General features: G+C 63.1%; 13 protein-coding genes. 2 read left to right on the top strand and 11 right to left on the bottom strand.

Translation table 11 applies throughout. From position 1 onward, the window contains the following. Positions 1-683 precede the first annotated feature (683 nt). The 5 genes from VGL22_RS04860 to VGL22_RS04880 all read right to left on the bottom strand — a co-directional run bounded on the left by VGL22_RS04860 (position 684) and on the right by VGL22_RS04880 (position 5,161). A complete protein-coding gene (locus VGL22_RS04860; protein ID WP_465265765.1) occupies positions 684-995 on the bottom strand; it encodes a hypothetical protein in 312 nt (103 codons plus the stop codon). A gap of 236 nt (positions 996-1,231) precedes the next feature. After that, positions 1,232-1,951 (bottom strand): hypothetical protein, encoded by a 720-nt coding sequence (locus tag VGL22_RS04865; RefSeq protein WP_465265766.1) that lies wholly within the window; start codon positions 1,949-1,951, stop codon positions 1,232-1,234. A 9-nt stretch (positions 1,952-1,960) separates the two neighbouring features. Continuing rightward, positions 1,961-3,718 (bottom strand): DNA polymerase/3'-5' exonuclease PolX, encoded by a 1,758-nt coding sequence (gene polX / locus VGL22_RS04870; protein ID WP_465265767.1) that lies wholly within the window; start codon positions 3,716-3,718, stop codon positions 1,961-1,963. A 280-nt stretch (positions 3,719-3,998) separates the two neighbouring features. Continuing rightward, positions 3,999-4,241: a cold shock domain-containing protein gene (locus tag VGL22_RS04875; RefSeq protein WP_465265768.1), complete on the bottom strand. Its 243-nt coding sequence runs from the start codon at positions 4,239-4,241 to the stop codon at positions 3,999-4,001. A 206-nt stretch (positions 4,242-4,447) separates the two neighbouring features. Beyond that, a complete protein-coding gene (locus tag VGL22_RS04880) occupies positions 4,448-5,161 on the bottom strand; it encodes an NUDIX hydrolase (protein WP_465265769.1) in 714 nt (237 codons plus the stop codon). A 132-nt stretch (positions 5,162-5,293) separates the two neighbouring features. Here VGL22_RS04880 and bshC point away from each other — a divergent pair, with 132 nt between their 5' ends. Then, positions 5,294-6,961, top strand: a complete 1,668-nt coding sequence (bshC, locus tag VGL22_RS04885; RefSeq protein ID WP_465265770.1) for a bacillithiol biosynthesis cysteine-adding enzyme BshC — start codon at positions 5,294-5,296, stop codon at positions 6,959-6,961. Positions 6,962-6,983: 22 nt separating this feature from the next. On the opposite strand, the gene VGL22_RS04890 is transcribed toward bshC, so the two are convergent. Beyond that, positions 6,984-7,265, bottom strand: a complete 282-nt coding sequence (locus tag VGL22_RS04890; protein WP_465265771.1) for a hypothetical protein — start codon at positions 7,263-7,265, stop codon at positions 6,984-6,986. Positions 7,266-7,616: 351 nt separating this feature from the next. Here VGL22_RS04890 and VGL22_RS04895 point away from each other — a divergent pair, with 351 nt between their 5' ends. Further along, positions 7,617-9,278: an OmpA family protein gene (locus tag VGL22_RS04895; protein WP_465265772.1), complete on the top strand. Its 1,662-nt coding sequence runs from the start codon at positions 7,617-7,619 to the stop codon at positions 9,276-9,278. A gap of 125 nt (positions 9,279-9,403) precedes the next feature. On the opposite strand, the gene VGL22_RS04900 is transcribed toward VGL22_RS04895, so the two are convergent. The 5 genes from VGL22_RS04900 to VGL22_RS04920 form a co-directional block, all read right to left on the bottom strand. Next, on the bottom strand, positions 9,404-10,369 hold the full coding sequence (locus tag VGL22_RS04900; RefSeq protein WP_465265773.1) for a Gfo/Idh/MocA family protein: 966 nt from the start codon (positions 10,367-10,369) through the stop codon (positions 9,404-9,406). Then, positions 10,366-11,214, bottom strand: a complete 849-nt coding sequence (locus tag VGL22_RS04905) for a 2,3,4,5-tetrahydropyridine-2,6-dicarboxylate N-succinyltransferase (RefSeq protein WP_465265774.1) — start codon at positions 11,212-11,214, stop codon at positions 10,366-10,368. Before VGL22_RS04905 ends, VGL22_RS04900 begins: the two co-directional genes overlap by 4 nt. Positions 11,215-11,357: 143 nt before the next feature. After that, positions 11,358-11,696: a hypothetical protein gene (locus tag VGL22_RS04910; RefSeq protein WP_465265775.1), complete on the bottom strand. Its 339-nt coding sequence runs from the start codon at positions 11,694-11,696 to the stop codon at positions 11,358-11,360. 502 nt (positions 11,697-12,198) lie between these two features. Then, on the bottom strand, positions 12,199-13,389 hold the full coding sequence (gene neuC / locus VGL22_RS04915; protein ID WP_465265776.1) for a UDP-N-acetylglucosamine 2-epimerase: 1,191 nt from the start codon (positions 13,387-13,389) through the stop codon (positions 12,199-12,201). Further along, the gene (locus VGL22_RS04920; protein ID WP_465265777.1) at positions 13,386-14,465 is read right to left on the bottom strand and encodes a polysaccharide biosynthesis protein; all 1,080 of its coding nucleotides are present in this window, start codon (positions 14,463-14,465) and stop codon (positions 13,386-13,388) included. The genes neuC and VGL22_RS04920 overlap by 4 nt, the downstream gene beginning before the upstream one ends. Between the last annotated feature and the right edge of the window lie 139 nt (positions 14,466-14,604).

Here is a 14,604-nt window from a genome sequence, read left to right on the forward strand (position 1 = left end):
CTGGTGCCCTTGGTCAGTTCCTCGCCGCGGGAGGCATCGTCAATACCGGAGGGGCCCTGCTGGAGAAGGCTCATAACGCAATCATGATAGCCGGATTGACGCGGCTTGGCGAGGAATCCGGAAGGGGCGGTTCGGACAGGGTTCTCTGGGAGGGGGAGTGCGGCAGGGGCTAAAGAGGCTGCGGAAAAAGGCGGGTTTTGTGGTGAGTCGGGCAGTGGCAGGGGCTAAAGCCCACAAATTCTATTAGCCTTAGCGGCACGACTGAAGTCGTGCCCTGTTACAAATCCTGCTCATTTTGAGTTTTTCCGCAGCCTGTAAAAGCCCCTGCTACGGCTGGCCTACCCAGAATCCCACGTTTTTCCGCAGCCTGTAGAGCCACACATTCTATTAGCCTTAGCGGCACGACTGAAGTCGTGCCCTGTTACAAACCTTGCTCATTTTCAGTTTTTCCGCAGCCTGTAAAAGCCCAGATGCTCATTGAATGAGGATCTGGCGGCACGACTGAAGTCGTGCCCTTGTTGCAGAGCTCCGCTTCCTCCATCGTACGGAGATTCATTCGGCGCTGTGTTGGTGCTGAAGCCTCGGCCAGGAGGGTACCAATTAGCGGGAGGTTGACATCAAGTTTCGGCCCTGCCGGGAGTGCTCCGGCAGGGCTTGGGGTGGAGTGGAACTTGCGTGAAAGATCAGCGCTTGCTGTCGGATCCGCCAGAGCTGGGTTGCGAGCCGCCGGCTGACTTGCCGCGGTCGTGAGGGTGCTGCGTGACGGGCGAGATTTGGCCGCTGCCGGTGCCAGTGTTGCCAGCGTTGGTGTGCTGCATGCCGGAGCGTTCGTTGCTCTGGTCGGTGCCGCGATTGTTGCTGCGGTCCGTGCTGCTGCGATCCGTGTTGCTGCGGTCCGTGTTGCTGCGGTCCGTGTTGGCGGAGGTCTGAGAGCTGTTCGCGGTGGAACCGGAGCCGCCGCTGTGGGTGCTGCCAGCGCCAGCGCCGCTTTTCATCTGGGTATCGCTGCGTGAATCCGAGCCTTTGCCGCTTTGATCCTGTGAGTTTGAAGTGCTCGGAGATTCAGAATTTTTTCGCATTGCGTTCCCTCCTGGGCAGCCGGTTGAAAGCTTGCTTCCGCCGGCACGGACCGTGGGATGCGGAGGTTGGAGGGGGCGGTTGCTTTGAGGCGAGGAACAGGGACCAGGGACCAGAGAACAGGGAGTAGGGATTTAGGACTTAGAAGCGCGCTCTATCTGACACTCTGCAGGGAATAGTTGGTGTAGTCGACGGTGACGGCGGTTTTTCCGATGAGCGCGTTGTGGGACTCGGCGCGGGCGTGCAGGGCCATGGAGAAGCCCTGGATGTTGGAGTACTGGCGGGTCATGTGCGCGGCGCCGGCGAGGGGGGAAGGGCTTTTGGTGCCCACGCCCTCCACCTGCGCGATGGTGCCATCGCGCGGGTCAACCCAGAGGGTGCCGTCAATCATGTTGGGCGCTTTGCGTCTGGGCTCGATGGCCAGGGCCACGCAGGTGCGGCCGTTGATCTCGAGGGTAGCGCCGGGCTTGAGGTGCATCTGGTAGTTGGCGGAGCTGAACCAGGAGTTTTTCACTACGGCGGGATCGTTGATCTGTTTCTCGTTCGCGAGGAGCGGCTCGAGGCCGAATTTCTGAATGAGGCCGGAGCCGGATCGCGAGAGTATCTCGTAGTTCTTGCCCACGCCTTTGCGGTAGGTCATCTTGACGGTCATCTCGGCTGCGGGCTTCTGGTCGTCGCCGCGGAAGACGGCGTAGTGCTCGACGTCGGTAAAACTGAGCACGTGTTCGTAGCGGGAGTGATTGGCCGCGTCGATGCGGTGGATGAGGGCGGCTTCGTCTATGCGCGGGGTTTGCTGCGCGGCCAGTGTGGGCAGATACAGGGCAGCGAGAGCTGGCAGCGAACGCAACGCTCGAATCCAACGATTTGCGTTCATGCCACGCCCCTAGGCTAGAGTCTGCGCACGCGTGCGCAGTGAGGACAGGAACTGGTCCGCGGGAAGGGTATTGAGAACGTCGTGGGGAGTAAGCCAGGCGCGGCGGAGCTGGCGCAGGCCGAAGCTCATCCTGCCCAGGGTGCGGCACTCGTGAGCGTCGGTGTTGATGACGATGCGGCAGCCCAGCTCTTTGGCGAGGCGGAGGTCGCGGTCGCTGAGATCGAGGCGCTCAGGGGAAGCGTTGTGTTCGACTGCGACGCCCAGTTCCGCGGCGCGGCGCAGGACGGCAGCCATATCGAGCGCGTAAGGCTCACGGCGCAGGATCATGCGGCCGGTGGGGTGGCCGAGGATGCGGACGTATGGATTTTCAATGGCGCGGAGAAGGCGTGCGGTGGTTTCCTCGCGGCTCTGATCGAAGCGCGAGTGGATGCTGGCGATGACCACGTCCATCTGGGCCAGCACTTCGTCGTCGAGATCGAGGGCGCCGTCGGCGAGGATGTCCACTTCAATCCCTGTGAAGATGCGAAGGCGGCCTTCGAGTTCACGCTCGACGTCGCGGATGCGGGCGAGGTGCGCGAGGGCGCGCGCCTCGTCGAGGCCGTTGGTCATGGCCAGGGACTGGGAGTGATCGGTGATGGCGATGTACTGGTAGCCGCAGGCGATGGCGGCTTCGGCCATCTCGCGGATGGAGTTGCGGCCGTCGGTCTCATGGGTGTGCATGTGCACGTCGCCGCGAATGTCCGCCTCTTCAATGAGGCGGGGCAGCGTGTGAGCGAGGGCGCTGTCAATTTCACCAAGATTCTCGCGCAGTTCGGGCGGGATCCAGTCCATGCCGAGAGCGGCGTAGATTTCTTCTTCGGTGGCGGCGGCCACGACTACGGATTCGTCATCGAGGCGCGCGAGGGACCACTCGCTGAGGGTGTAGCCCAGTTTGAGGGCGCGCTGGCGCAGGGTGACGTTGTGCGCTTTCGAGCCGGTGAAGTATTGCAGCGCGGCGCCGTAGCTTGCGGTGGGGAGCAGGCGCACATCCACCTGGAGCGCGTTGGCGAGGTGGAAGCTGACCTTGTTGTCGCCTTTGACGATGAGGTCGGCGATGGCGGGATAGGCGGCTACGTACTCGACGCCTTGAGCGGTGTGCTCGGGCGCGCAGGCGGGGCCGGTGACCAGGAGATCAAGATCGCCGGCGGTGTCGCGGCCGCGGCGGAGGGAACCGGCAGGGGTGACGCGCTCGAATCCAGGGAAGGCGAGGAGATACGTGGTGAGCTGGTTGGCGGCATCCTGCGCCTGGTCAATGCGGAAGCGCCCGGCGCTGCGGCGGTAATCGTTGATGCCTTTCTTGATCTTCTCAATGGCCTTGGCGCCCATGCGCGGCAGCTTTGCGAGGTTGCCGGTTTCAATGGCAGCGGCCAATGTATCGATGGAGTTGACCTGAGCCGTGGACCAGAAGAGGGCAATGGTTTTTGGGCCCATGCCGGGGAGCTTCATGAGTTCGAGAATGCTGATGCCGTATTTGGCCAGCAGCTCATCGCGCAGGGGAAGGGTGCTGGTGCAGGCCATGGCTTTGACGTTGGCGGCCATGCCTTTGCCGATGCCGGGAATGGCGAGGAGTTTGGCGGTGTCATCGCAAAGGGAGGCGACGTCCGCGGTGGCCTGGGTGATGGCTTCAGCGGCGTTGCGGTAGCTGCGGATACGGAAACCGTCGGCTCCGTCGATCTCCATCAGATCGGCTGTCTGCTCGAGCAGACGCGCCATTGATGCGTTGTCCATGGGTTGGCTCTCCCAACACAGTATAGGAAAGGGGGTGGCGTCGGAACCTGACGGGGAGAACAAGGACGCGGCGAGAACAAAGACGCGGCGAGGGTGGGCATCTGTGTTGGTGGCGGGACGATTCGTGGTGGGGCGCAAAATCAAACGGCGCACCCCGGGTGCGGGGCGCGCCGGAAACAGCGTGCTCAGAGAGGCCAAGACATAGATGCAGCCTGATGGTGGGCGAAGCCCACACGCACGACGGCCGGAGATTCCGGCCTACGCCGTAAGACGAATCAGATCAGGCTGCGGTGTTATGGGCGGTTGTGCCGCTGTCCCTCAGCCGCAACACTCCATCGGCTTGAGGTCCTTTCTGGCCCTGAACGATGTCGAACTCAACATCATCGCCCTCTTTCAGGGTTTTGTAACCGTCCAGCTGAATCGCAGAGTAATGGACGAACACGTCTGGCCCGTCTTCACGTCCGATGAATCCGTAGCCCTTGGCGTTGTTAAACCACTTGACCTTTCCTTTGTACTGAGCCACAGGCCCCCGCCTTCCTTGCATCGAGAGAAGTACGCCACGCTGCGAAAGAGGTGAGGATGGGGAACTTCGCCGCGTCGCTACCACACTATGACGTGAAAACGGGAGCAAAGGTTTTTCCGTAATCCAGATTCCCTGTTCAAAAGGGTCATAAGCGGCGATGGTGAGCGGGCGATGGTGTGCGAAGGCCTCGCGCCGATCGCAGTGGATCATTTTTTCCGCAGCAGCTCGTGATAGAGCAGGACGCAGGTGAGGGTTTTGCCGTCGAGGAGGGCTCCTTTGCGGATCATCTTCATGATTTTCGATAACTTGACGAGGCGGAACTCGATGTCTTCGTCGTCTTCTGGTTTGGCTTCTCCGGCGACCAGGCCCTCGGCGAGGAACACGTTCATGGCTTCGCCCAGAAAGCCGGGGCTGGCGAAATAGCGGACCAGGGGTTTCCATTTTTTAGCGCGGTATCCGGTTTCCTCTTCGAGCTCGCGCTGGGCGCCTGCGAGCGGGTCTTCGCCGGGATCGAGAGTGCCGGCGGGCAGCTCCCAGAGGAACTGGCGGGCGGCGTGGCGGTATTGCCGTTCGAGAACGATCCAGGGATCATTTTTGTTTTTGCTTTTGTCGACCGCGAGGATGACGGCGCTGCCGTTGTGGCGGACCACGTCCTTGACGCCCTGCTTGCCATTGGGCTCGACGATCTTGTCTTTGGTGACGCGGAAGACGGGACCCGTGTAGACCACCTCGGAGGCGAGCACCTCGGCCGTTTCCATGGGCTCAGGAGAGCCGAGGGGCAGGTGTTTCTTCCTGGGCAGGGGCGCGGGTTTGGCGGACTTTGCGGATTTCGCCTTCCTGCCCCTGGCGGGGGTGGGGGCGGGGGATTTCTTTGCGGACTTCTTTGAGGATGGGGCGGGTGCCTTTTTGGCCTTGGGCATTGTGGATTGTATCTCCTCAGTTCGCAGACAGTTCGAGTATACGCAGGGGCCGGGTGGTGGCTGCGCGGGGCCGCCCTGGAGCATGCTCGCGGCGCATTCCTGCATCGAACCTGCGGCGCGTGGCATCCTTAAATGAGCCGTTCCGAACACGCGCCGGGCCCCCCGGTCCAAACCACGCTGAGAGTTGATCCGTTGCCGACTGCAGAGTGTCATCCAATTACCGTGGCTCCGGGTATGAGCCGGTTGTTTCTGGACTATTGTTCCGGCGAGCCGGCGGCGCGTCGATTCTACGGCGGCTCCGATCCTGAGCGCTGGCAGCAGCGCCCCGCTCCTGCTGCTCACCGGACTGAACTCATTGACATTCTTGCGCGGCAGAATCCTGGAGCGACGGCCGCGGGTTCGATTGAAGCGCTGCGGCAGGGCGCGGGCGCGGTGCTCACGGGGCAGCAGGTGGGGCTGTTCGGAGGCCCGTTGTTTGTTCCGCTGAAGGCTGCGACGGCGCTGGCGCGCGCGCGTAGCGCCACCGAGGCGGGACGACCGCATGTGGGCATCTTCTGGCTGGCGAGCGAGGACCACGACTTTGCGGAGATCAACAATGTCGAGTTTCCGTTTCGCCGCGAGCTGCGCAAGCTGGTGTACGGGACGACGCCGCAAGCCGCTGTACCGGTGGGCGGAATCGTTCTGGATGGGGCGATTGAGCCGCTGCTGGAGGCGGCCGGCGAGCTGATTGGCTGGTCAGACGCGCTGGAAGCGCTGAACGAGGCGTATCAGCCGGGGCGGACTTTTGCGCAGGCTTTTGGGGATTTTTACCGGCGCGCGTTTGGGGCGCAGGGGCTACTGGTGTTCGACGCATGCAGCCGCGAGGTGCATGGGATGGGCGCGCCGATTCTGCGAGAAGCGATCACGCGCGCGGACGAATTCACGGCGAGGCTGCTGGAGCGCGACAAGGAACTGAAGAGCGCCGGCTATCACTCCCAGGTATTGGTTTCAGAGCGCTCCAGCCTGTTGTTTTTGATCGATAAGAAAAGCGGAGCGCGCAATGCATTGAAGCGTCTGGCGGAGAGTGCGGAAGAGCCGGATGGAATGTGGCAGGCGGGGCGGGAACGATGTTCGACCGCGGATCTGCTGGGCATTCTGGAGTCGGAGCCGGAGCGCATCTCCCCGTCGGCTCTTCTGCGGCCGGTGTTTCAGGACTATCTATTTTCGACCTCACTGACAATTGGCGGGCCTGCGGAGGTGGCGTACTTTGCGCAGTCGCAGGTGCTGTTCGAGGGCATACTGGGGCGCATGACGCCGGCGCAGCCGCGCTTCTCGGCGACGGTTGTGGAGCCCGACATTGCGGAACTGCTGCGCAGGCACGAGCTGACACTGGACCGCGTTTATTCCGAGACGCTGGATGGGCTGACGCAGTTGGTGGCGGCGCGGGCGCTGCCGATTGACGGCAAGCGCAAGTTGTCCGCGGCGGGCAACGGGTTGGATCAAGAGCTGACGGCGCTGCTGGAGTGGATGCATGCCATGGATGCGGGCCTGGGGCGCTCGGCTGACACGGCGGCGAGCAAGATGCGCTACCAGATGAACAGGCTGCGCAGGCTGGCGGCACGGTTCCAGACGCAGAAGGAAGAGTCGCTGGGGCGGCATGCGCAGGCGATTCACAATGCGCTGATTCCGGGCGGGCATCTGCAGGAGCGCGTGCATGGTGCGGCGTGGTATTACGCGCGCCACGGCTTTGAGTTGTCAGAGATGCTGGTGGAGCGCGCCATGGAGGCGTGCATGGCGGGGCATACGACGCTGTGGATGTGAGGCAAGGGGTGGCTTGACGCTGTCATCGCACAGCAGGCCATGATTGCAGTTGAACCACAGTGGGGAGAAACTGGGCGATCTGGACCAGCAGCGTCTCGCCCCATGTATGCTCATCGGGATTACCCTGGCCGCGGACTGGCAAAAGAAACTCGAACTGTCTCACATAATTGCGGGCTTGTTCACGCATTGCTTCCGGTATCGCCTCATGGTCAGCCAGCTTTCGGCAGATCTGGGCCAGGTCGGCAAGAACCATCACCTTCACTTCGTTTCTGGAAGCATTGTTCGGGGGCTGGTGTGAAGACATGCGGGTACTCCTCTTTCCAAGAGCTCTGCCAAAAACGGGTCAAGGCTAGCCACAGGTAAGGCTGAGTGACACTGGGACAAGTTCCAGTGGATTTAGCCGGCAGGCCATTCTCATGAAGGTCCGGGTTGCTGCACTGGTTGCGTGCAGCCGTTAGTAACGGCGTGGCTGCCCGGTAGCCCGATGCGTGGCGAATACGCGATGGACCACGGGCCTGCGAGGGGTCAGAACCGTATCGAAAACCAACTGTGACTTAAGGCGCGGCATCCATTCCACATGAGCAATCGCGCCCGGACGCCGGCGACGCGAGCTTCTGAGCTTATCTAAATAGCTACATATTGAAAGGGAATGCAGATGATGACCGGAACACTGAGATACTCGCTGGCTCTGCTGGCGCTTACAGCATGCGGAGTGGTTTCGGCGCAGGAGTCGAATCCGACGGAGCCGCAGAATCAGCCGCAGCAACCCGTGCCGCAGATCAATGGGGGGGAGCCGCTTTATCGCATCCAGGTGGTGGCGCGCGACATTCCGGCCGTCAACTATTTTCATCGCAGCGGCGCGACGCATATCGGCTTTGAGGGCACGCAGTTGATGCCGGAGGCGAGCGGTGAGGCGAAGGTGGATCCGCATGCCGGGCGGACTTCGATCGATCTGCAGTTAAAGGGACTTAGCCCGGCGAATGGATTTGGCTCTGAGTATCTGACCTATGTGCTGTGGGCGATTACTCCGGAAGGCCGGCCGGTGAACCTGGGCGAGGTGTTGCCTTCCGGCGGCAAGGACAAGCTGCAGATGCAGGTGACAACTAACCTGCAGGCGTTCGGATTGATTGTCACGGCGGAGCCGTACTTTGCCGTAACCACGCCGAGCGACCTGGTGGTGATGCAGAACGTGGTGGAGAAGCGCACGACGGGCGTGATTGAGAGCGTGGTGGCGCACTATAACCTGCTGCCTCGCGGGGCGTATGCGCAGACGGCGGGACGCAAAAGCGTTCTGAAGCCGATTGGCCGTAACGGGAAATCCCCGCTGGAGATATACGAGGCGGAGAATGCGGTGCAGATCGCCGAGGCCGGCGGAGCGGAGAAGTATGCTTCGGACTCCCTGGGCACGGCCACGACGGCGCTTCAGAATGCGGAAGCAGGCGATGCGCACAAGCGGGATCGGAAGGAAGTGATTACGTACGCCCGCGAGGCTGTGCAGGCCGCCGAAGATGCGCGCATCATCACCATCCGCAAGATCAAGGAAGAGGATGACGCGGCGCAGGTCAAGGCGCGGGAAGATGCGGAGCGCCAGGCGCACGAGGCGCAGATGCAGCAGCAGCAGGAAGCGGCGCAGCGGGCGCAGGCCGAGGCCGCGGCGGAAGAGGCCAAGGCGCGCGCGGAGACGGCCAAGGCGGCTCGCGAGCAGGCTGAGGCACAGGCAGCACAGGCCGCGGCGCAGGCGCAGGCAGCCCAGCAACAGGCCGCCCAGGCGCAGCAGCAGGCACAGGATGCTCAGCAGCAGGAGCAGCAGATGCGCGAGCGCCTGAAGCAGCAATTGAACCAGGTGCTGCAGACGCAGGACACGGCGCGCGGACTGATTGTGAGCATGCCGGATGTGCTGTTCGACTTCAACAAGTACACGCTGAAAGGCGAAGCGCGAGAGAAGCTGGCGAAGGTGTCGGGCATTCTGCTGGCGTATCCCGATTTGAAGGTGCAGGTGGAGGGATATACCGACAGCATCGGCTCGGACGACTACAACCTGAAGCTGAGCGACCAGCGTGCCGATTCTGTGCGCGACTACCTGGTGCAGCAGAGCGTGCCGGATGCGAATGTGACCGCGCAGGGATACGGCAAGACGCATCCCGTGGCCGATAACGCGACATCGTCAGGCCGTGCGCAGAACCGGCGCGTGGAACTGGTGGTGTCAGGACAGTCGATTGGCGTGCAGGAGAGCCAGCCGGGGCAGACGGGCAATGCGTCGCAGCCGGGGCAGGGCGATGGAACGCAGCAGAGCACGGCGCATCCGCCGCAGCAGTAAACTTCTCCCACCCTGGCGGCAAAAAACAAAGGCGCCGCGAGGGTGGGGCATCCGGCCATCAACACATCCGGCCATCAACAATGGTGAAGCGGGGCCGCTCTTCGGAGCGGCCTTTGCTTTGCGGGTTATTCGCCGGGGAAGCGGACGCCGAGGGCGGTGCGGGCTTCTTCAAGGAGGCGCGCCGTGCCGAGAGAGAGGGCATGGGTGAGAACAGGGCTCTCGGGCTTGCCATCGCGGATCAGGCCGCAGAAGTGGGCGGTTTCGTAGTTGAAGCCGCCGTGCGTGAAGGGCTCATCGAGGTGGACCTGGCGGCCGTCGGCGTAATGGATTGTGGCGCGGGCGGGGTTCCACCAGTTGGCGTGGAGAAGGACATAGCCGCGAGGTCCGCAGAGCAGGGCATCGCCGCGGCTGAGCAGGTCGAGTCCGGTGTGGAGCTGGGCCATGCCGTGTTCGTGCTCGGTCTGGAAGAGGGCGAAGTTGTCAACGCCGGCGGGGCTGAGGCGGCCCATGGTCTGTACGCGTTTCAGAGGGCCCAGCCAATCGAGCGCGAGGAAGGCTTCATAGGGGCCGATGCCGAGGAGGCCGCCGCCGCCGAGTTCGAGGAAGTGCAGGGGGTAGTCGGGGCCGATGGTGGAGTCGCAGTGGCCGGCGCGCACAAAGCCGATGGGGCCGATGGGGTCATGCAGCAGGTGCCGGCGCAGCTTCTGGTAGAGAGGGAAGAAGGGCGGCTTCATGGCTTCCATGAAGAGGCGGTGGTGACGGCCGGCGGCGGCGAGGACGTGTTCGAGCTGGCGCAGGTTGAGGGTGGCGGGCTTCTCGCAGAGCACGTGCTTGCCTGCGGCGAGGGCCTGGATGGAGAGCTCGGCGTGCGTGTCAGGGTGGGTGGCGATGTAGACGGCGTCGATGTCGGCGGCGAGGAGGTGGGCGAGGGACGGGGCGACGCGGGGGATGTGAAAGCGCTCTGCGAGGGCTTGCGCGCGTGCGGGCGTGCGGCCCCAGACGGCGTCGAGCGAAGCCTCAGGAAGGGCGGCGAGCCCTTGCGCGAAGCGGGCCGCGGCGCGGCCGGGGCCGACGATGCCGAAGCGGATCATCGCAGCAGGTCTTCAAGGGTGGTGCTGAGGTTGGTTTTGTCGTCGCGGTATTTCACGATGACGGGGCAGTAGAGGCTGAGGCCCCATTCCTGTCCCTTGCCCTTGCTTACGGCGCGGGAGCCGGGGACGACCACGGCATCCCTGGGGACGATGAGGGGTGCTTCGTCGGTGGCGCGCAGCACGGTGCCGTGGACGAGGTCGTAGACCGGGGTGCCGCGGGTGAGGATGACCCCGGCGGCGAGTACGGCGCCGGTGCGGACCAGCGTGCCTTCATAGACGCCGCAGTTGCCGCCGATGAGGACGTCGTCTTCGATGATGACGGGGCTGGCGTTGACGGGCTCGAGGACGCCGCCGATCTGGGCGGCGGCGCTGAGGTGGACGCGCTTGCCAATTTGCGCGCAGGAGCCGACGAGGGCGTGCGAATCGACCATGGTTCCTTCGTCGACATAGGCGCCGGTGTTGATATACATCGGGGGCATGCAGACGACGCCGCGGGCTACGAAGGCGCCGGCGCGCACCGCGGAGCCGCCGGGCACAACGCGTACGCCGTCGTGGCTGGTGAAGTGGCGCGCCGGGTAGGTGTTCTTGTCGACGAAGGAGAGGCCGGGGGCGGGGAGGTCTTCAAGGACTCCGAGGCGGAAGCCAAGGAGGATGCCCTGCTTGACCCAGACGTTTACCTTCCAGGCGGTGGGGGAGGCGGGGTCGGGGGAGGCGGAGCGAATTTCTCCGCGCTCGAGGGCACTGCGGAATTCATTGAAAACATGGAGGGCGGCAGGATCGGTAACGGCGGCCGGGCCGGCCGCGAAGGCGTATTCAATGGCCTGCTGAAGTTGTGCGGTATTCATTCCTTGTCGAGGATATCAATTGGGAAGGAGTGAAAGCAGGGCGGGCGGCTTGCGAAACGTTTTCAGGGCCAGAAACACGAATGCCGGAAGTGGACGGCGATGGAACCGCGCATCCCTTCCGGCAGAAGGCAGGGTAGAGGTTTTCAGGCCGCCGGGCGGGTGTGCATCTTGGCGCGCACGGCGTCTGCGGAGACGGGTTGGAGACGGAACGCGTTTTTGCCCGCCGGGACCATGGCCAGCGGAACGGGAGTGCGGTTGCGGCTTGCGTGCATGTGCTTGGTTTCGAGCCACGCGCAGAGGCGCGGGTCGTTGATTTCAGGCTGGCCCTGCCAGAAATCAGGAGCCAGTCCACACTGGATCTGAAGATGATCCAACTGTAACTCGATGGTCGAGATGTTCTTCGGGAAATAGCGGCGGACGTTATCGGTGCCGACGTGGATTCCAGAGAGACCCTGACCTTTGCTTTGCGCTTTGACCACCATATACACCTGCTCTTCACACTGAAATGATGCCTACAGTTAAGGACACGCAAACTGCAAAAGTCGCAACGCAACGAGGAGAAGGCACGGGGGCGAGTTCCGAATCGGGCTCGCTCGGCCAGAAAACCAGATGTGGGAAGGGGCGTGCGCTATCGTCGCCAGCCCTGGACCGTTCAGGTTGATTCAACGTTGTTGAAGCCGTACTTTTGCAGTTGATGCCACTTGCTTACAGAGAGTTGCTTTCATCTGTAACCTTCGGGACTTACAACCCCAGGAGCAAAAATCGGAGATCTCCGAAAAACTTGAGATGATGCATGCCATCTCATCCTGGTTGCCTTGCTCGGTTAGAGATATTTTGTTTTAGATAGGAAGTAACTGACATTCCCAACATATCAAGAAATCAACAGCTTGGCAAGTCTTGAGCTAAGTCGCGCACTAAAACGATTATGTGTAAAGGCTCACGATGTGCGACGGAGCGGCATTCCAAATGGGCGGGGATGAATGGTCAGGAGATAACGGGATCGCATGCGGGGCCGAGGGGGGCGGGCGCTTTGATGAGCAGGCCGTCGAGACTCACTTCGGCTATGACCCGGGCGATGGTATTCGCGGCGGTTCCGTTGCCGTAGGGATTGGTCATGCCGGCAAGGGAAGCGCGGAACTCTTTGCTGACGGCGCGCGACAGGGCGGCTTGGATGGCGTTTGGATCCGCGGGTGTGTCGAGGACGTTGGCTGCGCGTTCGCGACCTTGCTGGCGCATGCCGATGTCGATGACAGGCAGGGCAAAGGAAGCTGCTTCCATAATTCCGCTGGAGGAGTTACCTATCATCGCGTCCACGTGGGAGAGAAGACTCCAGTAAGTTACCGCATCGAGATTTACGAAGATATGTGTCGCGGGGCGGACAGCCGATAAGAGTTTTGTGCGCTCGATGAGAGCGTGGCCCCCGGCGTCGGCGTTGGGATAGACGAAGATGAGCTGACCCTGGAACTGCGCGAGGGCGGCGAAGAGGGCGTCGGCTTCCGCATTGGTGTTGTGGTGGATTGTGACCGGATGCCAGGCAGCGAGCACGGCGGGAGGAGAGAGAGCCAGGCCGAGCCGCGCCTCGAGAGCTGGGCGATCGAGCAGGCGGGAGCGATAGAGGTGATCGATGGACGGCGCTCCGGCGTGATGCACCCGCCAGGGTTCTTCGCCCATACCGATGACGCGCCGCCGAGCCGCGGGCGTGGAGGTGAAATGGATGTGGGCGAGCTTGGTGAGGGCGTTGCGCACGGCGTCATCGATGGCGCCCTGGCTGACTTCACCGCCTTCGATGTGGGCGATGGGAATGCGCATGGCGAGAGCAGTGGCGGCGGGGGCGAGCATCTCGTAGCGATCGGCGATGAGCAGGAGGATGTCAGGGCGCCAGGCGGTGAGCGCGTCGGCGAGGCCCAGCATGGCGACGCCGATGGTTTTAGCCATGGCGGTGTCGGTATCGGAGCTGAGCAGACATTCAATGCGGGCGCGGATGGGGAAGCCATCGCGTTCGATCTCCTGCACCGTGGAACCGAATGTGGGCGAGAGGTGGGGGCCGAGAACGCAGACGCCGAGTTCGACGTCAGGCCGGGCCGCCAGTTCACGAAGCGGCCAGTAGAGGTGACTGTAATCGGCACGCGAGGTGGTGACGACGCCGATGCGGCGGCGCGCCGGAGGAGGCGTCACGAAGAGACCCGAAGGTTGGAGGCGGCGCGCACGGCAGGGCTGGGCGTGTAATCAGGAACGAGTTCGCAGAGTTGCGTCATGGCGGCAGAGGCGTCGCGCATTTCAAGGGTTGCGCGGAGGTCGGCGAGTCCTGATTCGAGGGACGGCACGTCGATGGGGTGGTACTGCAGGGAGAGCAGTCCGGGCAGGGCGGCAGGGCGGGGCGACTCGGCGGCCGCCCAGAAGTGAAGCGGATCTTTCTCGCCGGGGCGTGGGGCGGTGAAATCGATCGGCACGCTGCGATCGGGCGCGAGAGATTGAGCCATGAAGTGTGCCAGGTCGGTGATGTAAGTGGGTTCGCGAAGTTCAGGGGCGAGCAGCGAACCTGGGGGTTCCGCGAGGGTCATCATGAGCAGGTTGACGGCTTCGTCGAGGGTGAGGAAGTAGCGGCGGGCGGCGGGATCTGTGATGGTGAGCGGCTGGCCCGCAGCGATCTGGAGCGCGAAGGTTTCGGTGACGCTGTCGCGGGACCCGAGCACATTGCCGGTGCGGAGAACAATGCCGCCGGCCGCGAGCACAATGCGTTCCGACAACCACCGGGTGGCGCCCATGACGGAAGCGGGCTCGACTGCCTTGTCACTGGAGAGCAGGATGGTGCGCGCGCCCACGGCGGATGCGGCTCGCGAGAGCGTCAAGGTGCCATAGACGTTGTTGGCGATGGCGGCAAGGGGCTGCTCTTCCATTAACGCGACATGCTTGAATGCGGCGGTGTGAAAGACGATGGATGGGGCGCGAGTGGTGAATATCTCGTCGAGCAGGGCACGGTCGGCGGTGCTGCCGAGAATGGGTGTCATCGCGCCGGGAACGCCTTCGGTTTGCCAGGATTGCTGCAGATCGTAGAGGCGGCTCTCGGCGGTGTCGAGGAGAAGGAGCGAGGACGGGCCGATGTTTCCCAGGCGGAGCGCAAGGGCGGAGCCGATGGTGCCGCCGGCCCCGGTGATCAGTATGGGTTGGCGATAGAGCTGATCGAGCACCTGGAGCGGCGGAGAAGGCAACCGGAGCCGGGCGAGAAGGGGTTGCCAATCGAGCCTGCCCATCTTAGCGATCACTCCTGCAGTATAAGGCTGATTCAACTTTGTTGATCGCACTGAACGCGGCGGCGGGGTGGAAGGCGGCGGAGGATCGGCTGAAATACACTGGAACTTCACAGCAGACGGGTCAGGAAATGCGCGCTTG

The organism is Occallatibacter sp. (assembly GCF_036502485.1).
GTDB lineage: Bacteria > Acidobacteriota > Terriglobia > Terriglobales > Acidobacteriaceae > Telmatobacter.

What these genes read in the sequence shown, in the direction of transcription:
- VGL22_RS04890 (WP_465265771.1), bottom strand. Translation starts at nt 7,265, where the DNA reads ATGTCTTCACACCAGCCCCCGAACAATGCTTCCAGAAACGAAGTGAAG.
- VGL22_RS04910 (WP_465265775.1), bottom strand. Translation starts at nt 11,696, where the DNA reads ATGGTGGTCAAAGCGCAAAGCAAAGGTCAGGGTCTCTCTGGAATCCAC.
- VGL22_RS04920 (WP_465265777.1), bottom strand. Translation starts at nt 14,465, where the DNA reads ATGGGCAGGCTCGATTGGCAACCCCTTCTCGCCCGGCTCCGGTTGCCT.
- VGL22_RS04880 (WP_465265769.1), bottom strand. Translation starts at nt 5,161, where the DNA reads ATGCCCAAGGCCAAAAAGGCACCCGCCCCATCCTCAAAGAAGTCCGCA.
- VGL22_RS04905 (WP_465265774.1), bottom strand. Translation starts at nt 11,214, where the DNA reads ATGAATACCGCACAACTTCAGCAGGCCATTGAATACGCCTTCGCGGCC.
- bshC (WP_465265770.1), top strand. Translation starts at nt 5,294, where the DNA reads ATGAGCCGTTCCGAACACGCGCCGGGCCCCCCGGTCCAAACCACGCTG.
- VGL22_RS04895 (WP_465265772.1), top strand. Translation starts at nt 7,617, where the DNA reads ATGATGACCGGAACACTGAGATACTCGCTGGCTCTGCTGGCGCTTACA.
- VGL22_RS04900 (WP_465265773.1), bottom strand. Translation starts at nt 10,369, where the DNA reads ATGATCCGCTTCGGCATCGTCGGCCCCGGCCGCGCCGCGGCCCGCTTC.
- VGL22_RS04865 (WP_465265766.1), bottom strand. Translation starts at nt 1,951, where the DNA reads ATGAACGCAAATCGTTGGATTCGAGCGTTGCGTTCGCTGCCAGCTCTC.
- VGL22_RS04860 (WP_465265765.1), bottom strand. Translation starts at nt 995, where the DNA reads ATGAAAAGCGGCGCTGGCGCTGGCAGCACCCACAGCGGCGGCTCCGGT.
- polX (WP_465265767.1), bottom strand. Translation starts at nt 3,718, where the DNA reads ATGGACAACGCATCAATGGCGCGTCTGCTCGAGCAGACAGCCGATCTG.